The sequence below is a fragment of the Protofrankia sp. CiP1_Cm_nod3 genome, from assembly GCF_982290655.1.
Window position 1 is genome coordinate 1 of the sequence record NZ_CEVIVD010000002.1, and the last position, 20,576, is coordinate 20,576.

Genomic DNA, 20,576 nt, shown 5'->3' on the forward strand with positions numbered 1-20,576 from the left:
TGGTTGGGCGGGGGAGTCAGTGGGGAGGTTCTCGTTGTGAGTGCTCCGGAAGCTGATCGTCCTCTGTATCCGCCGCTGCGTCCCCAGATCTCCGTTGAAGAGCTCTTGGCCGCCAAGGGCACCCAGCCCATTCTGTCCATCGATGATCTTGTTGCTGACACCTTCGACTCCGTCGAGGAGCTCGACGAGTTCCTCGCGTTCACCTACGCCGAGCGTAGGCGCGACGTCGCCTGAGCCGCCGTGCAGCCTGTCGTCCTTGACACCGACGTCGCCTCCCTGAGCCACAAGCGCAGGCTCACCGGGCCCGTGGCAATCCGCCTGATCGGCCGTCGGCCATTGATCACTTTCGTGACCTCTGGCGAGCTCACCAAGTGGACCGACCTGCGAGCCTGGGGCAGCCGCCGACGTCAGGAGCTCGCCGACTGGCTTTCCGGAATCCCCGTGCTGCCCGGCGACGAGGCAGTCGCTGCCACCTGGGGCAGGCTCTCCGCGGACGCCACCCGGGCAGGACAGCCCCGCCCGGTCAACGACATGTGGATCGCGGCCTGCTGCCTCACCCATAACCTGCCACTCGCCACCCTGAACCTCAAGGACTACTCCTACTTCAGGGATCACCACGGTCTACGGATTCTCGGTGAGGAATAACCGCCGTTCACCCTGGCCCGTGCGGCCGGCATGACCGCAGTCGGCGGTGGCGCGGTTCGAGGCCGGTGGCACCGTACCGACACTGCCTGTGCTGGAACGGCTCGCCGAGGCGTTCGACGCCGACCTCGACGTCCGTGTCGTCCCTCGTCCCGCGGCGTAGGAGACGTTCTGGCACGCCTGTCCGGACATGAGCCGGCGAACACAATCCCATGTGGCTTACCGACCGCCGCCGATTGAGGTATTCATTCAGCGGGTGTGCTGAGGGTTCCGGTTCGTGGCGTGGGGTGATGGCCGGTTGGCGGGTGCCTTCCGGTGTGGGATGTGGATGAGCGTGCTGCTTGGTCAGGTGGGGGCGGTGGGCCAGTCCGGGATCCAGGGCTGGCCGGTGAACGCCTGACGCAGGGTGGTCATCATGTCGTGGCCGTGTTGGGTGGCGGTGCGCAGGTAGCCGAGGATGGTGTACCGGTCCTGGGTGACGGTCTCGCTGGTGAGCCGGCCGAAGATGCTCTGCCGGGCATAGCAGACTGGGGCACCGAAGCTCCTGGTTTCCGACGTGAGGTCTCAGCAACCCGCGTCCTACCGGGAGTTTTGCCGCATCTAGCGCATTCCGGACGCACCCGGCGCGTCGACTGGCCGGCACCCGTCCGCAACCCGCGCCAGGACAGGCCGAACCCACTTAAAGATCGTTACAAAATCGACGCCCAGTCGCGTGCTATTAGGGTTTAGTGGCCCAAATCGCCCTCTTCTTAAGGGCGGTGCCCCAGGGCAGGGTGCTTCCAGGTGGAGGCCAAGAGCCAGCGAGCCGCTCGACGTCGGTGATGAGAACGTTGATGCCCCGCACCTTGGCGAGTTCATGCGCCCGCAGAGCGGCATCGCGCAGCATGGCGAGGATGGTGACCGGCTTTCCCTGACGGATGAGGGTGTCCCGAGTCTCGATCGCCAGCTTGGTCGCCTGTGTGACGGTGCTATCGCAGCCTTCGGCCGCCTCGCTCGCTGCGGCGTTGTACCGGTCGACGATGAGCTGGTCCGATACTTCACCACTCATGGTAGTCAGTCGGTAACCTTGGTTGTCTGCCGGCAGAGTGCGTGTCGCTTGTGTGTCTGATTTCTCGACAGTGATCCGATGTAGTGATTCCAGTGGGCTTTCTGCCGGTCAAGGTCTTGGGGATATGGTCCCGGTATGTGCGCTGCGACGGTTGCGGCCATGCGCAAGGGGGGAAACGTCACCCTCAGTGCCCTGGCTGACGAAATCGGTTCTGTCTCGGTCATTCTTGAGTGGGCTGCCGAGAAGGGGCATCCGCTTGACGCGGATGTGAGCGTTCTCCTGCTCGGGGACGACGGCAAGGTCCGGTCAAACGACGATTTCGTCTTCTACAACCAGCCGTCCGGGGCGGGTGGGGCGGTCCGGCTCCGTGGAAAGACCTCCAGTGTGGAGGAGAGGTACACGGCCTTCACCGACGTCGTTGAGGTCGACATGGACGACGTCCCGGACAGCGTTGAACGGGTACTGCTCGCCGCCAGCCTGGACGGCGAGGCCGGGGACGGCTTCGGGCGGCTGGAGTACCTGCGGCTGCGGCTGCTGCGCGGGTCCGACGCGACGGAGCTGCTTCGTTTCGACGTCACGGACGCTTCAACTGAGACAGCGTTCGTACTCGGAGAGGTCTACCGCCGTACCGGGCAATGGAAGTTCCGCGCGATCGGTCAGGGATACGACACCGGCCTGGCGGCACTCGTCACCGAATACGGCATCGAGGTCGATGCTGACGAGGAAGAAAGCCCGACACCCGGCCGCGCCGAGCCAGCGGCGCCCGCTGGCGCCGATTCCGCGGTCAGTGGTGGCTCCAGCGCCGTGCAAGATGCTCCCAACGATGTGGGTCCGGCAAGTGTGTCCCGCCCGCCAGCCCCGGCCAGGGAGCGGCGAACCCAGACGGTGACCACGAAGAAACGCAGGCCCGCGAGGCGGCTGTCGGCCTCGAAGGTGAGGCGGTTGGATGCCGGGGATGCGAAGGAGGCTTGGCAGTCGGCGAGGCTGTTCCCGGTGGCGGGTATCGGTGGAGCCGGGGAGCAGGAGCGGCGTGCGACCTCGGCTCTGCTCGCCGTCGTGGGATCCGTGCGCGAGTTCGGCCGCGCTCTGACGACCCGGTTCGGGGCGCCCGCCGGCCAGGTCGAGACGTTCATCGAGGTTCCATTCAGCCGGGGTGACGAGCCTTACCGGCCGGACGGGTTGATCCGGGTGACGCGGGGGCAGCGTACGTGGACGGCGCTGGTCGAGGCGAAGACCGGGACGGGGGAACTGCGCCCGGAGCAGGTCGAGGCATACCTGGACATCGCTCGGGAACAGCGATTCGATGCCGTCATCACCGTCTCCAACCTGATCACAACGGCGGACGAACGGCACCCCGTCGCGATCGACGGGAGAAAAACGAAGAAAGTCGGCATTCATCACCTTTCATGGGCAGAGATAAGATTCCGCTGCCAGCTTCTGCTCGAAAATAGCTCGGTGGCGGACGCCACTCAAGAATACATTCTCACCGAGTTCCTCCGGTACCTTGACCACCCACGTTCGGGCGCCGACAAATTCGACGACATGGGGCCTCACTGGGTGGCTGTGAGGGACAGTGTCTCGGTGGGTACGCTGCGACCGGCGGATAAAGGACTGCCTTCCGTCGCCGAACGTTTCGATCAGCTTGCCCATTATTTGTGCCTGCACCTGGGTGGGCTGCTGGGTATCGAGGTCCTCCCTCACCTGAACCGGCGGGTGGACGCGGCGCAGCGACGGCATGCATTGGCCGAGGAACTGTGCCGGAACGGTACCCTGTCCACGATGCTGCGGATCCCTGGAACGGTCGGCCCGGTGACTGTGACAGCGGACCTGCGTGTGGGCCGGGTTGGATGCTCGGTCAGCATCGACGCTCCTCGCCAAGGACGGCCGCTCACCCGAGTGAAGTGGATTATGAAGCAGCTCGCGGATGCAAACGGGAATCTACGGGTTGAATCTTTCGACCAAGGTTCGCGAGAGGCTGCCCGAGCCGATCTTCTTGCCTTGGTGCGTCAGAAGCCGGAGCTTTTAATCACTGGCTCGGCTTGTGAGATTCGGGCCTTTCGTATTTCCCTGAGTGCTCCTCTTGGTGCGAAACGTGGCGCCGGGAAAGGTACATTCGTCACATCGGTGGTGGACACACTGGAGAAATTCTACGAGGAGGTGGTACAGAACCTGCGTGAATGGCATGACTCTACCGATGCCGCCCCAGCATCGGGCAATGGTGCTGGCGCCTCAACCGAGAAAAGATAGGCCGGGTCAAACTCGGGGGCTGGTTTCGCGACGGTGGGGACGGTCATGGACGTTCGAGCCGCGGCATGCGCTCACACGTCCGTCACATGAACGGTGTGGTGTATTGCGGCAGCGCTGAAACGTCCCTGTCGCCGACCCGGAAAGACACCGATGCCTTCTTCCTCGCACAGCCGGACCCACGGTCGGGAGCCCATCGCCCCCAAGGTCCCGGAGATCACGGCGCTGTTCTGGGTCGTCAAAATTCTGACAACGGGCATGGGCGAGGCGACCTCGGACTATCTCGCGCACCTCAGCCTGGTGCTTGCGGGCGCGGTCGGCATCCTCGGCTTCACACTCGGGCTCTGGCTGCAGTTCCGGGCCCGGAGTTACTCCGCTCCCGTCTACTGGTTTGCGGTGATGATGGTCGCGGTGTTCGGCACCATGGCCGCCGACGGGCCGCCCGTCGGCCACATCGGTTCGACGGTCTTTTACGTCGTGCTCCTCGCGACCGTCTTGTACGCATGGCATCGGCGTGAGGGAACGCTGTCGATCCACAGTATCGTGACCCGCCGCCGGGAGACCTACTACTGGCTGACCGTGCTCGTGACGTTCGCGCTGGGCACCGCGCTGGGCGATCTCACCGCGGACTCGTTGCACTTCGGCTATCTGCCCTCGGCCATCCTGTTCACAGTGGTCATCCTGGTGCCAGCGGCCGCCTGGTGGCGGTTCGGCCTGAGTGAGGTCGTCGCCTTCTGGTCCGCCTATGTCGTGACCCGGCCGCTGGGCGCCTCGTTCGCAGACTGGCTCGGCAAGCCGGCCGGAAGGTCCGGCGTCGGTCTCGGTGACGGCCTGGTCGCCCTCGCCGCCCTTATTGTGATCGTCGTACTGGTCGGCTTTCTGACGGTGACGCGCGGCGGCATCCAACGCGGCGCTGTCGAGACCGTCGAGACCGTCGAGAGCGCCGCCGTCGGCGGTGGAGGCAGCAGCAACGATGATGTGAAGGCTCCGGGCCTTCCCCGGCAGGCTCGGTCGTGGTTCAGCCGGGCGGAGGTCGATTAGGGCGTGTCTGACGGATGTTTCGATCGCGCGGGCGGCGCCCACATCGACCAGCATCCATCAGACACACCCCAGCGGCCGAGTCGTCGAAGGCGCGGACACACCCTGTTCACCTTGATCCGCCGGTTGTGCCGCGGCGTCGGGGCCCAGGAACTGTCCTGACTGCTTCACCGGATCCTTGGCGGATCGGCGTCATGCTGAGTAGCTTTTGTCATAAAATTTCCCGTCGATATCCTGGGCGCGGCTCGGCGCCACACTCGGACCTCCCCAGCGTCCGGATCGGATTCGCATGCCTGAGAGCGTTGCTGGACGATCATCGCGTCGCCAGTTCCTGTCCGCCGCTGGCACGGCGTTCACGGCCGCCGGGCTGGCGGCCTGCGCCACCGGTGGGTCGAGCCCACCCGCGTCGGCGTCGGCAGGGATGTCTGCCGCCGCGGCCCGCCCCGTCAGCTCAGGGGCGGCAGCCACCGCGGCCCCTCCCGGACCTGGGCTGATGCCGGGAGGGGCCGCGACAGCGGTCGCCCACGGACCGCGGGACCGTCCCCAGGTGGCGCTGACCTTCCATCTCGGCCCGCACGAGGCGGAGCAGGATCTCTCCCTGGCGCATCGGCTGCTCACCGAGGCAGCCGAACTCTCGGTCCCGATTACCGTGTTCGCGGTCGGACGGTGGCTGGACGAGCATCGCGATCTTGCTCCCGTCATCCTGGCGGCTGGCAACGAACTGGCGAACCACACGTACTCCCACCCGGTACTGACGGCGTTGCCAGCCGACCTGGTGGCGGCGGAGATCATCGGATGCCGCGACGTCCTGGCCCGGCTGGCTCCGGGCGAGGGCCGCTATTTCCGGCCCTCGGGCACCTCCACCGCCACCCCACTGATCCTCGCCGAGGCCGGTGCCGCGGGTTACCGGACGGTCGTGGACTTCGACGTCGACCCGCTTGACTACACCTCCCCTGGAGCCGACGCCGTCGTCGCGCGGGTACGCGCCGGCGTCCGGCCCGGCTCGGTCGTGAGCATGCACTTCGGCTACCCGGGAACCGTCACCGCGTTTGCCCGCATCGTCACGAACCTGCGTACGGCAGGCCTGGTCCCGGTGTCAGTAAGCGATCTTCTCGTCTGATCCCGTGCGCCCGTGCGCCCGTGCGCCCGTGCGCCCGTGCGCCCGTGCGCCCGTGCGCCCGTGTCAGGCGTGCAGGGCTCCGGTGGCCAGCAGCACGAACAGCGCCACGCCGACGGCGACGCGGTAGGTGACGAACACGTTGAAGCTGTGCCCGGCGATGTATCTGAGCAGCCAGGCGATGGACGCGTAGGCGACGGCGAAGGACACCAGCGTGCCGACGGCGACGGACGGCACGGACACGCCGCCGCCGACGGCGTCCTTGAGCTCGTAGAGTCCGGCGCCGGTCAGCGCCGGGATGGACAGGAAGAACGACAGCCGGGTGGCCGCGACCCGGTCGAGGTCGCGGATCAGCCCGGTGGAGATGGTGGCGCCGGAACGGGAGAACCCGGGGAACAGCAGAGCGAGGATCTGCGACGATCCGACGACCATGGCGTCGGAGAGGGATATGTCGTCCTCGCCCCGTTTGTGACGTCCGAAGCCGTCGGCGAACCACATCAGCGCGCTGCCGGCGAGCAGCGAGCCGGCGACGACCCACAGTGACGCCAGTGGCCCGTCGATCAGCGGTTTGGCGGCGAGCCCCACGAGGACGACGGGGATGGTCGCGTAGATCACCCACCAGGTGAAGGTGTAGTCCGGGTTCTGCCGGGCTCGCGGGCTGGCCAGGCCGCGAGCCCAGGCGGTGGCGAAACGACGGATGTCGGCGAAGAAGTACACCAGGACGGCCGCGATCGCGCCGACCTGGATGATCGCGGTGAAGCCGACCACGGACGTGTCGTCGACGGGTATCCCCATCAGCCCTTCGGTGATCTTCAGATGTCCGGTCGAGGAGATCGGGAGGAACTCCGTGACTCCCTCGACGACACCGAGGACGGCGGCCTGCCCGACACTGATCACGCTCACGTGGTCGAAATCCTTGATGATCCAGGTGCGGCGGCATGCCCGCACGACCGAGTTGCTGGCGGTCACACGGTATGAGCTCCGCCTCGTCGCTCGTCACCTGGGCTGGTCCGCATGTGACGAGCGACAACGATAGGGCGTCGCGCATGTGAGGAGCATGTGAACGCGGGCCGCTCCGCCGCGAGGGTGGGCTGCGAGCGTGGGACGCGGGAGTGGGACGCGAGCATGGGACGCGAGCATGGGACGCGAGCATGGGACGCGAGCATGGGACGCGGGAATGGGACGCGGGAATGGGCCGCGGGAGTGAGCGCCGCGGGAGTGGGCATCGCCAGCTTGGCGATGCTCGGAGAGGGAAGCCGCTGGTCACCGGCCTCGGAGTTCGGTCCCGTGTTGGGCCGGCGACGTTCGGCTCACATCGTCTCCACATGGTGGGGCGCCTATCGTGCGGTCATGCGGGTGCTGGTGGTGGAGGACGAGACGCGGACCGCCGCGCTGCTGCGCCGGGGCCTCGTGGAGGAGGGGTTCGCCGTCGACGTCGTCTCGGACGGTGTCGACGCGGTGTGGCAGGCCTGCGAGGTGGCCTACGACGTGATCGTCCTGGATCTGATGCTGCCGGGGATCGACGGGTTCGAGGTGTGCCGGCGCCTGCGGGCGGCCGGCCGCTGGGCGCCGGTGCTGATGCTGACCGCCCGCGGCGAGGTCGCCGACCGGATTCGCGGCCTGAACATCGGCGCGGACGACTACCTGCCGAAACCGTTCAGTTTCGGGGAGCTGTTCGCCCGGTTGCGGGCGCTGATGCGGCGCGGGGCGGTGGCACGGCCGGCCGTCCTGGAGGTCGGCGGTCTGCGGCTGGATCCGGCCACGCGGACGGCGAGCCGGGACGAGGCGCCGCTGGATCTCTCACCGAAGGAGTTCGCGCTGCTGGAGTACCTGATGCGTCACCCGGGCGATGTCCTGACCCGGACCACGATCATGGAGCACGTGTGGGACTTCGCCTCTGACGCCACCTCCAACGTGGTCGACCAGTACGTCGCCTACCTGCGTCGCAAGATCGACAAGCCGTTCGGGGTGTCCCAGGTGGAGACGGTGCGCGGGGTCGGCTACCGGCTGCGGGCCGGCACCGGCCAACGGCCGGGCTGAGGCGTCGACATGCCCCTGCGGGTCCGGCTCGCGGCCGTGTTCGCGCTCGGGACGGTGTTCGTGCTCGCTGGCGTGGGGGTGCTGTTCTACCTACAGCTCCGCTCCAGTCTCCGGACCTCCCTGGACGCCGGGCTGGCCGCCCGCTCGGAAGGGCTGCGGGCGCGGCTGACCGGAGCCGACGTGCCGCTGGACGCGACGCTGGCCTCCGCCGGCCCGCTCGGCCAGCTGATCGGTGCCGATGGCCGGGTGCTCGCGGCGTCCCCACCGGCCGGGACACGGCCGCTGGTCGGCGGGGACGTCCTCGCGTCGGCCCGGTCCGGGCCGGTGCTGGTCACCGTGCGTGTCGGCGAGGAGAGTACACGGGTACGCGCCGAACCACTGACGCTCACCCCTGGCCGGCGGGTGGTGCTCCTGGTCGGCTCCCCGACGAGGATCATCGATGCCGCCGAGGACCGGGTCCGCAACGTGATGGTCCTCGCGAGCGTGCCGATGGTCGCGGTGTCCGCGCTCGCCGCGCGGCTCCTGTCCGGGGCGGCGTTGCGGCCGGTGGAACGGATGCGCCGCCAGGCCGCCGCGATGGGGGTCGCCGACACGGGCGGACGCCTCGAGGTCCCGCCGACCCGGGACGAGATCGCCGCGCTCGCCGACACCATGAACGACCTGCTGGACCGGCTGCACGCCGCACGCGCCCGGGACCGCGCCTTCGTCGCCGACGCGGGCCACGAGTTACGCACCCCCCTGACGATCCTGAAAGCCGAGCTGGAGCTCGCGTTACGGCCCGGACGGAGCATGGGCGAGCTCACCGAGGCGGTGTCCGGCGCGGCGGGCGAGACCGATCGCCTCATCCGGCTGGCCGAGGCGCTGCTCGCTCTCGCCCGCTTCGACACCGATCCCGGCCAGCTCGTCCACCGGGAGCGGGTCTGCGTGGCGGACCTGCTCCGCCACGCCGTCCGCGCGGCCACACCCGCGGCGCGCATGAAGGGAGCACGTCTGCGGCTCACGGTCGAAAGGCCGTTGCTGGCGGACGTGGACCCCGACCGGGTGCGCCAGGCCGTCGACAACCTGCTCGGTAACGCCGTCCGGCACGCGCCTCCCGAGACCGAGATCGAGGTCAGCGCCACGCTGTCACCAGAGGAGACCGTCACCGGGACCGGTCCGGCCGCTGTCCTGCTCCGGGTCCGTGACCACGGCCCGGGGTTTCCACCTGTCTTCCTGCCCCGCGCCTTCGACCGGTTCAGCCGTGCCGACGCCGCCCGGACGCGCGGCGAGGGCGGCGCTGGTCTCGGGCTCGCCATCGTCGCCGCGATCGCGGCGGCCCACGGCGGACGGGCCACCGCGGCCAACCACCCGGACGGCGGCGCGCTCGTCACCCTCGTCCTTGCCATCGATCGGCCCCTGGCCGGCTGGGACGAAACCTCGAGCGACGGACGTCCGACGCCCCCGTGTTCCGAGCTGTCAGACAGACAGGGATAACAATGGCAAAACCGGAAATCTTCACCGAAGTCGATGTCGCCGGTGGCGGCCGGCAGGTGATGAAGAAGCTACCGGAGATCACCCTGGCCTTCTGGGTCATGAAGATTGCCGCGACGACCCTCGGGGAGACCGCGGGTGACCTGTTCGCGCAGACCCTCGGGCTCGGGTACTTCCTGACGACGACAGTACTTTTTCTGATCTTCGTAATCACCCTTGTCGTGCAGCTCAGGTCCAGGCGTTACAATCCGTTCTTCTACTGGACGGTCATTCTTTCCACCAGTACGGCCGGCACCACGATGTCCGACTTCATGAACCGTGACGCCAGCACGAAGTACCTGGCCAAAGGGGCCAGTTCGCTGGGTTGGGGGCCGCAGGGCCTGGGGCTGGGATACCCCGTCGGCGCGGCGATCCTGGTCTCGTTGCTGGTCGCCATCTTCATAGTGTGGAAGATCACCGGACTGACGTTTTCAATTCGCGACATCGACACCTTCCGGGGAGAGGTCCTGTTCTGGTCGGCCATCCTTGTCTCGAACACTCTCGGGACCTCCATGGGAGACTTCCTGTCCGACAGTTCAGGGCTCGGTTATGCCGACAGCGTCCTGCTCATCGTCGGGCTGCTCGGTCTGCTGCTCGCCCTCAGACCTGCGTCCGCGGTATCGAACGTGACGCTGTTCTGGCTTGCCTTCGTGCTTACCCGCCCCCTCGGCGCCACCGCCGGTGACTTCCTCACCAAGCCGCTCGCCAAGGGCGGCCTCGACCTCGGGACTCCCGGGTCGTCGGCAGTCCTGCTCGCGGTCCTGTTCGGCCTCATGGCCCACGCCCACGTCCAGGAACGACGCAACGTCGTCGGATCCAGCTCCAGCACCGTCGTGGCGAATGTCCCCTGACGGCTGGACCCGCCATCACGGGTGGCCGACGACGGGTCCTGGACAGGACGGCCTCCGGCAGGGCGGCCCTCGGCCCGCTGGGCAGGTTCCGGGCGACAGCCACGAAAGCCGGCGTGACACTGGCGAGGTGACGTTGACACGGAGGGCCGGCACACCAGCTCGTCCGGTTTCCTGCCGTGGGCCGGCGGGGTGGCCGAGGCGACCGGCATCCATCCCGGTCGCGCTGACGGCAGCGCTCGTTTACGTCGTCTTTCTCGGCGGGTGCGGCAGTGGCGCACCCGCCGCGGGCGGCCGGCGGGCGCCGGGCCGTGCCGCGAGTACCGCCGCCGGCCCAGTGGGTGGACCGCTGTCGGCGGCGGGCCCGGCCGCTGGCGGGCTCGACGTCCACGCCGAGAACGCCAGGCCCGGCAGCGACTGCGGTCTTGCCCGGCTCGGCTACAACCACGCGGTGGAGGGCTGGCTCGACCGCGCCAGCGTCCGGCCCGGGGACGGCGTCCGCCTGTTCGCCTCCACGACCGCCGCCTCGTTCAGGGCCTCGGTGTTCCGGATCGGCTGGTACGGCGGCCGGACCTGCCGTCTGGTGGCCGAGGCCGGGCCTTTCCCCGGCCGGGTGCAGGCTGCCGCCTCCCGTGACCCGAAGACCAACACGGTCACCACCTCCTGGCAGCCGACCACCACGTTCGACACGGGCGGCTGGCCGCCCGGCGCCTATCTGATCCGGCTGGACGACGCCGACGGGTTCCAGACGTATGTTCCGTTGACGGTCCGCAGCCCGACGACCGCCGGGCGGCTGGTGATGCTGAGCGCGGTCACCACCTGGCAGGCGTACAACGCCTGGGGCGGCTACAGCCTCTATCACGGCCCGAAGGGCTTTGACGACCGGGCCCGGGTCGTCTCGTTCGACCGGCCGTACGACTACGGTGACGGCGCGGCGGACTTCACCGGCAACGAGGCCCCCGTCATCATTCTCGCGGAAAAGCTCGGCCTGCCCGTCGCGTATGCCACCGACATCGACCTGCATGCCGATCCGCGGCTGTTGGACGGCGCGCACGCGGTCATCTCCATGGGGCACGACGAGTACTACTCGCCCGCGATGCGGGACGCGTTGACACGGGCCCGCGACCGCGGGGTGAACCTCGCCTTTCTGGGGGCGAACGCGGTGTATCGCCGTATCCGGCTCGGGCCGACCGCTACCGGGCCCGACCGGCTGGAGACCGCCTACAAGGTCGCCACCGAGGATCCGCTCTACGGTGTGAACGACCCCGCCGTGACCGCGAACTGGCCCGCCCCACCGGCGGCCGCTCCGGAGAGCGCGCTCACCGGCGGTATGTACCAGTGCAATCCGGTGCACGCAGACCTGGTCGTCCAGAATCCCGCGCACTGGTTGTTCGCCGGCACGGGGGTGACCGCCGGTACCCGGATACCGGGAATGGTCGGGTCCGAGTACGACCGGGTCGACTTTTCATATCCGACACCATCGCGGATCGAGGTGCTCGCTCATTCCCCGGTCGTCTGCCACGGCCGGCCCGACCACGCCGACATCAGCTACTACACGGCCGACTCGGGCGCGGGGGTGTTCGACTCGGGGACCAGCGCGTGGGTGTGCGCGGTGACCGACGTGTGCGGCCCCGGGGCGACCGGCCCGGCGGTGCGGGACTTCGCGACCACCGTCACAACCACGTTGTTGACGACGTTCGCGCAGGGCCCGGCCGGGCGGTTGCACCCGGGCGGACGTTCCGTGCCGGCTGACGACGCCGGCTCGCCCGGCCCGCACACGGGCAACGAGCGTTAGGCCCGGCCCGCACACGGGCAACGAGCGTCAGGGGCCTGTCTGACGGGTGTTGGTCGATACGGGCGGTGATACCGGCGTCGGCGGGGAGCGCGCCGAACTGTCCGGCCGGTCAGGGTGGTGTCAGGAGGTATCCGACGAGGGCGCGTTTGATCTCGTTGGAGGCCTCGGGCCGGGCGGACGCCGGGGCTTCGGCCAGGCGGCCACCGACACTGGCCGGCTGGACATCGTGGTCAACAACGCCGGCCTGGCGGCGGGCTTCGGAACTGGCTTCATGATCTTCCAGAAACGGTCGGCTCGCCGACGGGCTGGGCTCCGGCGGTGGTCACCGTGCACCGCCGGCCGGACCTGTCGAGGAGAACGGCTCCGAGCTCGTGTTCGAGCTGTCGGATCTGGGCGCTGACTCCGGATTGGCTGATGTACACCCGCTCGGCCGCCCGGGTGAAGTTCGCCTCCTCGGCGACCGCGACGAAGTACTCCAGCTGCCCGAGTTGCATATCCGGAGATGCCAGCTCCGAGCAGTAACAGATGTTGGACTGCTGGCGCTGGTTCGTGTTCACTGAAAGTGAGCACTTCCGATCTCGCATTGATCCGCACTCGCATCGAAGGGAACCGCTTATGTCCGCCAAAGAGAAGGCGCAGAAGCCGGAAGACCTTACGCGTCTTTTTGTGGAGCGCGCCAACGAAGGGGACGCCGCGGGCATTGCGGCTCTCTACGAGGAGAATGCGGTCATGGCCTACCCGCCCGGCAGCCGGACGGTCGGCCGAGCCGCCATCCAGGACCTGTGGGAGAAGATCCTGGTCAACGTGCCCCGCTTCGAGCTGGAGCCGCCGCTGCCGACCCTCATAACTGGCGACATCGCGCTCACATCCACCCTGGCCAGGGACGGCGCGGGCGCCCGCGCCCAGGTGGCCCGCAGGCAGCCCGACGGCAGCTGGCTCCGTCTGCTCGACCAGCCCGAGTTCGTCACACCGGCTCCATAGCGCGGAAGAACATGTTCGTTGCGGGCGGCTCACCGTCGGAGCCGGGCTCGGCCCGCCGTCGCGTCACCGCGAGTTGTGTCGCGGGGTTTCTGTCAGGCCGGCCCGTATCCGCTGGGCCGGCGCCCGGGCGGCCGGCTTGACCGTTCCCGCTTCCCCCGCGGGCCGCGCTGGGCCTGGAAGAGCCCACCGGCCGACAAACGGGGCGTTGGGAAACTGGTTGTCGTTACCGCGGCGAGATGAGTTACTGGTGCTGGTTTCCGACCGGGTGAGGTACGTGTCGGTGAAACATGCGGTGACGGAAGGACGATGGTGAGCGACGATCGTGACGAGTTCGCCTTCCTCGCCGAGGACGCGGCGGAGGTAGGCGCCCCGGCCGGCCTGCCAGCGGTACGCCGGGTTGGCGCCACGACCGCGGCCGGTGCGGTCAGCGCGCTGCTCTGGGGTGACGCTCCGGACCTCACGCTGCTGCACGGCGGCGGCCTGAACGCCCACACCTGGGATGCGACGCTCCTGGCGCTCGGCCGGCCGGCCCTCGCGGTGGACCTGCCGGGCCATGGCGACTCGGCATGGCGCGACGACTTCGACTATGCCCCGCGTCCGAACGCGCGGGCCGTGGCCGCCGTCCTCGACGCCGTCGCGCCGGGGGCACGGCAGACCGTTGTCGGCCAGTCGCTGGGAGGCGTCACCGCGATCGCCCTGGCCGAGTCGCGTCCGGATCTGGTCGAACGCCTGGTCATCGTGGATGTCAGTCCTGGTCTGCGCGCCGAGGACGCCACCCAGGTGAGGGACTTCCTCGCCGGGCCGCAGGTGTTCGGCTCCCGCGAGGAGATCGTGGAGAAGGCCCTCGCCGCCGGGATCGGGTTCTCGCGGCGGGCGCTCGCCAGAGGCGTCGTGCTCAACACCCGGGTGCGTGACGACGGCACGGTCGTGTTCAAGCACCACCTCGCCAGCCCTCCTCCCGACGCGCGGCTGAACGTCGACTTCCGCGACCTGTGGCCGGCGCTGGAGGCCACAGCCGTCCCGGTGCTCCTGGTCCACGGCACGCACGGGTTCCTCACACCGGAGACGGTCGGCGAGTTCCGCTCCCGCGTCCCACGGGCCGAGATCGTCGAGATCGAGGCGGGCCACAACATCCAGGAGCATCAGCCGGCCGCGCTCGCCGCCGCGCTCTCCGGCTTCCTGGCCGAGTCATGAGCGCCGGCCTCCGCCAGGCCACGGAGTGGATCAGGCTCGTCCCGGCGGGCCGTCGCGCCCGCGCTGCCCGAGCCGACGCTGACCAGACCAGACCAGACCAGACCAGCCCAGCCCAGACCAGCCCTGGCGGAGTGACAGGCGAGATCTGACGCGGGGCACGGGCCGCTGCCGGCGGCAGGTGGTGCACCTGATGCGGCCCGACACGGACCTGCCGGCCCGCCCGGCCGCATGCCCTCGGTGTTCCGCTGCCCTGGCAGGGATGATTCCGTAGCCGGGCCGTCCCGAGCCGGGAATGTATGTCGTTTCCGTGTCATCCGGTAAAAATGATGATTTTGCCGGTTCGGGTCGCCGTGTTTTACGGGTCGCTCGCGGGGTAGGGACGTCTGGGTATTGATGTCATTGAGGCGCTAATAATCCAGAGGGAGCGACAAATGGCGACGCAGGCCCCTGAGCGGACCCTCGGCGCGATCGCGAAAGGCGATTCCCCGGTGCTTGAAGAGCTCGTTCAGATGCATCTGGACACTTTGGAGAGGTCCGGCCTCGACGAACGTACCTACCACCTTGTCCGGCTGGCCGCGCTCATCGCCATGGACTCGGCGCCCGTCTCCTATCTGATGAACCTCGCCGTTGCCCGGGACGCCGGGCTGACCGCCGCCGACGCCCAGGGTGTGTGCACCGCCATCGCGCCGATCGTCGGGAGCGCCAGGGTCGTGTCGGCGGCTGGCAGCGTGCTGCGCGCGTTGGGATTCGAGGAGGCTCTTCCGGCGAACTGAGGGGACTGAGGGCTGTCCCGTCAGTCGGCTACGGCCCCCGATGCCGGCGGCGGATCTCCCTGATGGCTAGCGGTCCCGAACGACGCAACATGCGAACGACGCAACATGTAGGTGGCTTTCGTCGCCACAGCAGCGGTTTCCACCTACGGCCGACGGGTATCGACCGCGGCCGTAGGTGGTTTCCGTCGTTATGGCAGCGGTTTTTTCCCTGCGGTGGGGCGGTCTGCGCGTTCAGTCAGGCCCCTGGCGCGGGGGGTGGCTGGTGAGGCGGGAGGCCGCCCCGCCCGGAGTCCGTCGCGGCCGCTCCGGGGCAGCGTGGCCGAGCCTCCGCCGGGCGGGTGAGCGGGGCGCCCGCCTGTCCGGGACGGTCCCGGGTTCGGGACGGTCCCGGGGTGGCGGCCGTGCCGGTCGTGGGTTGTGGGGGCGGCCGTCGGTGTCAGGAAGCCGTCGGCGTGGAGAGTAACCGGCACTGGAGAGCAGTCCGCGCTGAGGGGCGGCTGGTTTCGGAGAGTAGTCGGGGCTGGCGAGCTGTTGGTATCAAAAAGTAGCGAGAGAATCGGGTTTCGTCGTCGATGGCCTGGTGGGGCGAGTCGTCAGATGGCTTTGAGTAATTTTATGGGTGCGCTGTGTCGAGTATTCCCTCGGCGTGCGCCCGGCTGGTCGATGATCGTTGATCGCCCGTAAATACCCCTTGCATTGTGTATGCATTATGCCTAGTCTTCCGGACGTAACGAAGGTCACACATCGGGTCTGACCTGTACATCGGCTGCCAGCCGGCACCAGAACGTGGAGAAGCGGTTGTCACCCGATCGTGTTGTCGGACTCGCCACGGCCAGGTCGGCGCATGCCGACGGCCGTGGTCCTGGCGTCATCGATGGCTCGCCCATCGCGCCGCGGTGCCCCTGGGGGGAGGAGGTGCCTGATGTGCTGGATGGCCGATGCGCAAGCAGTGCCCGTCCACACGCTGCTGGACTCGACGGATCCCGACCCGGTCCCGGTCTGGTCGGATGCGTGGCGTCGCCCTTGCCGTGCTGTCCGTCCCCGGCTTTGAGCCGGTACGTGACAGGACGCGGTCACGGTGGGGCACGATCACGCCCGGCGACGGGACGGCCGTGGTCGCGAGGCCCGGGCCGGCGGCCGCGGACCGTCCGCCACAGCGAACCGCATGCGTGACCGGCGTTCTCACCGCGGCCGTCCGCGGGTGACCACCCGCTTCCGGCGGGCAGGACGCGAAATCCCGAACATCGACTGATCACCGGCCGTACGTCCAGCCGTGCGTCCGGGCGGCCCGGTTATTCACCGACAGCTCGCTACAGAGCCGTGGCGATCTGTATGTCATAGCGATCCGTGCCGTTATCGAACCGTGCCGTAGTGAGATACCGGCACTCATCCGAAGACGACGCCGGGGGCCTGTCGCCGGCGTCGTCGACCACCAGAAAGGTGAGCCGCAGAAATGCCGACGACTCATAGCGTGAGTATTGGAGAACCCACCGGCAGATCCCGCTGGTCCGCCGGCCGTATGCGTTTACGTGTCCTGCTGGTCGCCTGCGTCGCGCTGGCCACGGCTGCCACCGCCTGCGGCAGCTCGTCCTCGGACGAGAACCCCGCACCGTCCGGCGGTTCCTCGTCGGTGGCCGCGGGCGGCGAGGTCGAGAGGGCCAACGCCTTCATCAAGCCCTACCTCACGCCGCCGACGAAGATCTCCATCACCGCGCCGCTGAACTCCACGCCGGAGCCGGGCAAGACCCTGGTGTACCTGCAGTGCGAGCAGCCGCAGTGTCAGGTGGTGGGTAGCGGCGTGCAGGCCGCCGCGGAGGCCGCGGGCTGGCAGTTCAGGAGCATCCCCTTCCAGTCGACGAACCCGTCCACGCTGACCGCCGGCCTCACGCAGGCGCTGCGCTACAACCCCGTCGCCGTGTCCATCGTTGCCGCGCCGTACGCCCTCTGGTCGGGAAGCGTCCCGCAGTACCAGCAGGCCGGTGTCCCGATCATTCCGGTGTTCGTCGGGCCGGCGGAAATCAGCTCGACGGTCATTGCCAATGTCGCGAACTCTGACTACGCGGCTCTGCAGGGCCAGCTCCTGTCGGCCTGGCTCATCGCGGATTCGGGCGCCAAGGGGAAGGTGCTGTCGGTGAGCATCCCCGACTATCCGTACCTCGGGGCGGTGTCGACCGGTTTCGAGGCGGCCATCGCCAAGGACTGCCCCGGATGTGAAGTGACCAAGATCAAGGTTGGTATTCCGGACGTGGGCAACGGTGCGATCAACAGCACCATCGTCTCGGCGCTGCGCAAGGATCCTGCCATCAAGTACGTCGTCGTCTCGAACTCGGCGTTCGTGCAGCCGCTGCCCGCCGCGCTGAGCGCCGCCGGCCTGAGCGGCAAGGTCAAGATCGCGGGCTGCTGTGGCTCCAGGGCACAGGAGGAAGGACTGAAGACCGGGCAGTTCGCGGCGGTCACCGGTACCGGCGGCCGCTACGCCGGCTGGCTCGTCGTCGACGCGGCGATCCGTCACGCCCAGGGCCTGCCGATCCCCGAGAACGAAGGACTCTCCTCGGTCGGGCTGCTGACAAAGGACAGCCTGGTCGAGCCGAGCGACAGCTATGACCAGCCGACGGACTACGCGGACCAGTTCAAGGCCCTGTGGAAGCTTCGGTGAGTGCTCGGCCTGAGTCCGTCGCGGATCGCGAGCCGTCTGCGCTCGCGGTCCGCGGCGTCTCCAAGACGTTCTTCGGCAATCCGGCCCTGTCCGGCGTCGACATCGACGTGGCCGCCGGCGAGGTCCACGCGCTGCTGGGCGAGAACGGTTCGGGCAAGTCCACGATCATCAAGATCCTGGCGGGGTACCACCGGCCCGATCCGGGCGGTGAGGTCCTCGTTGCCGGCCGTGCCCTGGAGCCGGGCTCACCGGACTCCGCGTACGCCCTCGGCTGCCGGTTCGTCCACCAGGACCTGGGCCTGATCGACTCCCGTTCGATCGCCGACAACCTCGCGCTGGTCGCCGGGTTCCCGCTGAAGTGGGGCACCGTCCGGGACGGGGAGCTGCGGCGTACAGCGCGCCGGGACCTCGCCCGCGTCGGGCTGGATCTCGACCCGGATCTCCTGGTCGGGACGCTCTCGCCCGCCGAGCGCACGGGTGTCGCGGTGGCCCGCGCGCTCCGGGAGGACGCGTCCGCGCCGCCGGTGTCGCTGCTGGTGCTCGACGAGCCCACCGCCACTCTGCCCGACGCGGAGGTGCAGCATCTGCTGGCGATGGTGCGCACGGTGGCGAACCGCGGAGTCGGGGTTCTCTACGTGACGCACCGGCTGGAAGAGGTCTTCCAGGTGGCCACGACGATCACCGTGCTCCGCGACGGCCACCGGGTGGCCCGGGTCCCGGTCGCCTCGGTGAGCCGGGCGGAGCTGATCTCCCTGCTCGTCGGCACGGAGTTCGAGGACGTCCACCGGGTGTCGGCCGAACTGCCGGTGGAGCACGACGAGCCGCTGCTGGTCGCCGACGCGGTCTCGGCCGGCCCGATCGACCGGATCTCGCTGGAGATACGGGCGGGTGACGTCGTCGGGGTCGCCGGGATCACCGGCTCCGGACGGGAGAGCCTGCTGTCGGTCCTGTTCGGGGCCCATCCCAGACAGGCCGGCACGGTCCGCGTCGGGCAGACGGCCCTGCCGCCGTCACGGCCTGATCTGGCGATGAGGGCCGGCGTCGCGTTCCTCCCCCCGGACCGCAAGACACAGGGCGGCTTCCTCGACCTGGGCGTGCGGGAGAACATGACGATCAGTGACCTCGCGCCGTTCTGGCGTCGCCTGCGGCTGTCGCGGCGCCAGGAGAAGAGCGAGGTGACGGGCTGGATCGAGCGTCTGAGCGTCAGGCCGGCGGCGGCCGAGGCGCCGTTGTCCTCCCTCAGCGGCGGCAACCAGCAGAAGGTCCTGTTCGCGAAGTGGCTACGCCGTACGCCGAAGGTGTTCCTGCTGGACGAGCCGACGCAGGGCGTGGACATCGGCGCCAAGGCCGACCTGCACCTGGAGATCCTGGAGGCCGCGAGAGCCGGCGCCGGCGTCGTCGTCAGCTCGTCGGACACCGACGAGCTCGCGGCGTTGTGCCACCGGGTGCTGGTCCTGCGCGAAGGGCGGATCGCGGCCTCCCTGGCCGGCAGCGCCGTCACGGCGGCGGCAATTTCACACGCGTGCCTCGGCGCAGACCTCGGGGCGGGCCTCGGAGCGAACGATGGGGGGATTTCATGAGCGCGACAGACAGGCGCAGGTTCAGCTTCGGTCTGCAGAACTACAGCGGGCTCTACCTGTGGGCGACGTTCATCATCGTGTTCGGGATCTGGAAACCGGACCTCTTCCTGACCAGTGCCACGTTGCACTCGGTGGCCGCCGCTCAGGCGGTGTCGGCGATGCTGGCCCTCGGCCTGCTCATCCCGCTCACCGCCGGCGTGTACGACCTGTCGATCGGCGCGGTGACCAACCTGTCGACGGTGCTCGTGGTCGACCTGCAGACCGTGCACCACGTGGGCATGGGCCCGGCGATTCTCGTGGCGGTCGTCACGTCGGCCGCGATCGGGACGCTGTCCGGGTTCATCGTCGTCAAACTGAAGGTCAACTCCTTCGTCACCACGCTCGGCATGGCGACCGTCGTCGCCGCCGTTCAGACGATCATTTCGGGAGGAACCCAGCCGTTCCCGCCGGTCAGTTCGGCGTGGACCGGTTTCACCCAGCACACCGTGCTCGGTTTCCAGATCATCGTCCTCTACATGCTCGTGCTCGCGTTCATCGTCTGGTGGCTGCTCGACCACACGCCGGTGGGCCGCTACCTGTACGCCATCGGGGGCAGTTCGGAAGCCGCGCGGCTGACCGGGATCAGCGTGGGCCGCTGGACGTGGCTGTCGCTGATAGCGTCCTCCACCATCGCCGGGGCCGCCGGGATCTTCTATGCGTCCCTGTCCGGGCCGTCCCTGACCTTCGGCCAGGCGCTGCTGCTGCCGGCGTTCGCCGCGGTCTTCCTCGGCTCGACGCAGCTGCGGCCCGGCCGGTTCAACGTCTGGGGCACGCTGCTGGCCGTCTACGTGCTCGCCACCGGCGTGCAGGGCCTGCAGTTCGTCACCGGGGTCCAGTGGCTCAACGACATGTTCAACGGTGTCGCTCTGCTCGCCGCGGTGTCCTTCGCCGTCTGGCGGCAGGGGACGAAGGGCCGGCGCCGTGAGCGGGCGGCAGCCGCCGACGACACACCGGCCGAACAGCCCGCCGAGGCTGCGGACGTCAGACAGCCGGTCAGGTCCTGACGCTCAGGCGCCGCAACGGCCAGGCGGTCGTGGGGGCGGCCAGATGCCATGGCCGCCTGGTGCCGGGG

At 68.8% G+C, this 20,576-nt stretch carries 18 protein-coding genes and 1 pseudogene; 16 read left to right on the forward strand and 3 right to left on the reverse strand.

Annotated features, from left to right (window positions below):
- The first annotated feature begins 36 nt into the window (after positions 1-36).
- The 3 genes from AC5LUJ_RS00925 to AC5LUJ_RS00935 are packed head-to-tail and all read left to right on the forward strand — an operon-like array spanning position 37 to position 805.
- Positions 37-234: a hypothetical protein gene (locus AC5LUJ_RS00925; RefSeq protein ID WP_250290580.1), complete on the forward strand. Its 198-nt coding sequence runs from the start codon at positions 37-39 to the stop codon at positions 232-234.
- A gap of 6 nt (positions 235-240) precedes the next feature.
- A complete protein-coding gene (locus AC5LUJ_RS00930; RefSeq protein WP_250290581.1) occupies positions 241-645 on the forward strand; it encodes a type II toxin-antitoxin system VapC family toxin in 405 nt (134 codons plus the stop codon).
- Between the two features lie 46 nt (positions 646-691).
- Positions 692-805 carry a helix-turn-helix domain-containing protein gene (locus AC5LUJ_RS00935; RefSeq protein WP_493464321.1) on the forward strand — a complete coding sequence of 38 codons (114 nt, stop codon included), beginning with the start codon at positions 692-694 and terminating at the stop codon, positions 803-805.
- Between the two features lie 555 nt (positions 806-1,360).
- Here the strand turns inward: AC5LUJ_RS00935 and AC5LUJ_RS00940 are convergent.
- Entirely contained in the window at positions 1,361-1,690 is a 330-nt protein-coding gene (locus tag AC5LUJ_RS00940) for a hypothetical protein (protein ID WP_250282857.1), read from the reverse strand.
- A 159-nt stretch (positions 1,691-1,849) separates the two neighbouring features.
- Between AC5LUJ_RS00940 and AC5LUJ_RS00945 the strand changes: the two genes are divergently transcribed.
- The 3 genes from AC5LUJ_RS00945 to AC5LUJ_RS00955 all read left to right on the forward strand — a co-directional run bounded on the left by AC5LUJ_RS00945 (position 1,850) and on the right by AC5LUJ_RS00955 (position 6,092).
- The gene (locus AC5LUJ_RS00945; RefSeq protein WP_250282859.1) at positions 1,850-3,937 is read left to right on the forward strand and encodes a TerD family protein; all 2,088 of its coding nucleotides are present in this window, start codon (positions 1,850-1,852) and stop codon (positions 3,935-3,937) included.
- 150 nt (positions 3,938-4,087) lie between these two features.
- On the forward strand, positions 4,088-4,975 hold the full coding sequence (locus AC5LUJ_RS00950) for a COG4705 family protein (RefSeq protein ID WP_250282861.1): 888 nt from the start codon (positions 4,088-4,090) through the stop codon (positions 4,973-4,975).
- Between the two features lie 490 nt (positions 4,976-5,465).
- A complete protein-coding gene (locus tag AC5LUJ_RS00955) occupies positions 5,466-6,092 on the forward strand; it encodes a polysaccharide deacetylase family protein (RefSeq protein WP_250290586.1) in 627 nt (208 codons plus the stop codon).
- A 63-nt stretch (positions 6,093-6,155) separates the two neighbouring features.
- Here the strand turns inward: AC5LUJ_RS00955 and AC5LUJ_RS00960 are convergent, their stop codons facing one another.
- A complete protein-coding gene (locus AC5LUJ_RS00960) occupies positions 6,156-6,992 on the reverse strand; it encodes an undecaprenyl-diphosphate phosphatase (RefSeq protein WP_250282896.1) in 837 nt (278 codons plus the stop codon).
- Positions 6,993-7,439: 447 nt separating this feature from the next.
- Between AC5LUJ_RS00960 and AC5LUJ_RS00965 the strand changes: the two genes are divergently transcribed.
- The 4 genes from AC5LUJ_RS00965 (at position 7,440) to AC5LUJ_RS00980 (ending at position 12,281) form a co-directional block, all read left to right on the forward strand.
- Positions 7,440-8,129 (forward strand): response regulator transcription factor, encoded by a 690-nt coding sequence (locus AC5LUJ_RS00965; protein ID WP_250282897.1) that lies wholly within the window; start codon positions 7,440-7,442, stop codon positions 8,127-8,129.
- A 9-nt stretch (positions 8,130-8,138) separates the two neighbouring features.
- Positions 8,139-9,602, forward strand: a complete 1,464-nt coding sequence (locus AC5LUJ_RS00970) for an ATP-binding protein (protein WP_250282864.1) — start codon at positions 8,139-8,141, stop codon at positions 9,600-9,602.
- A gap of 2 nt (positions 9,603-9,604) precedes the next feature.
- On the forward strand, positions 9,605-10,489 hold the full coding sequence (locus AC5LUJ_RS00975) for a COG4705 family protein (RefSeq protein ID WP_250282866.1): 885 nt from the start codon (positions 9,605-9,607) through the stop codon (positions 10,487-10,489).
- Positions 10,490-10,823: 334 nt separating this feature from the next.
- Positions 10,824-12,281 carry a N,N-dimethylformamidase beta subunit family domain-containing protein gene (locus AC5LUJ_RS00980; protein WP_250282868.1) on the forward strand — a complete coding sequence of 486 codons (1,458 nt, stop codon included), beginning with the start codon at positions 10,824-10,826 and terminating at the stop codon, positions 12,279-12,281.
- Positions 12,282-12,592: 311 nt separating this feature from the next.
- Here AC5LUJ_RS00980 and AC5LUJ_RS00985 read toward each other — a convergent pair.
- Positions 12,593-12,775: pseudogene (locus AC5LUJ_RS00985) on the reverse strand (LysR family transcriptional regulator); the annotation flags it as partial.
- 121 nt (positions 12,776-12,896) lie between these two features.
- On the opposite strand from AC5LUJ_RS00985, the gene AC5LUJ_RS00990 reads away from it, so the two are divergent.
- The 6 genes from AC5LUJ_RS00990 (at position 12,897) to AC5LUJ_RS01015 (ending at position 20,508) form a co-directional block, all read left to right on the forward strand.
- Positions 12,897-13,262, forward strand: coding sequence for a YybH family protein (locus tag AC5LUJ_RS00990; protein WP_250282869.1), 366 nt, complete (start codon positions 12,897-12,899; stop codon positions 13,260-13,262).
- A 309-nt stretch (positions 13,263-13,571) separates the two neighbouring features.
- Positions 13,572-14,456, forward strand: coding sequence for an alpha/beta fold hydrolase (locus AC5LUJ_RS00995; protein WP_250290587.1), 885 nt, complete (start codon positions 13,572-13,574; stop codon positions 14,454-14,456).
- Between the two features lie 431 nt (positions 14,457-14,887).
- A complete protein-coding gene (locus AC5LUJ_RS01000; RefSeq protein WP_250282872.1) occupies positions 14,888-15,229 on the forward strand; it encodes a carboxymuconolactone decarboxylase family protein in 342 nt (113 codons plus the stop codon).
- Between the two features lie 1,471 nt (positions 15,230-16,700).
- On the forward strand, positions 16,701-17,885 hold the full coding sequence (locus AC5LUJ_RS01005; RefSeq protein WP_493464322.1) for a sugar ABC transporter substrate-binding protein: 1,185 nt from the start codon (positions 16,701-16,703) through the stop codon (positions 17,883-17,885).
- Positions 17,882-19,465, forward strand: a complete 1,584-nt coding sequence (locus AC5LUJ_RS01010; protein WP_250282877.1) for a sugar ABC transporter ATP-binding protein — start codon at positions 17,882-17,884, stop codon at positions 19,463-19,465. Before AC5LUJ_RS01005 ends, AC5LUJ_RS01010 begins: the two co-directional genes overlap by 4 nt.
- Positions 19,462-20,508, forward strand: coding sequence for an ABC transporter permease (locus tag AC5LUJ_RS01015; protein WP_250282879.1), 1,047 nt, complete (start codon positions 19,462-19,464; stop codon positions 20,506-20,508). The genes AC5LUJ_RS01010 and AC5LUJ_RS01015 overlap by 4 nt, the downstream gene beginning before the upstream one ends.
- The last annotated feature ends 68 nt before the right edge of the window (positions 20,509-20,576 follow it).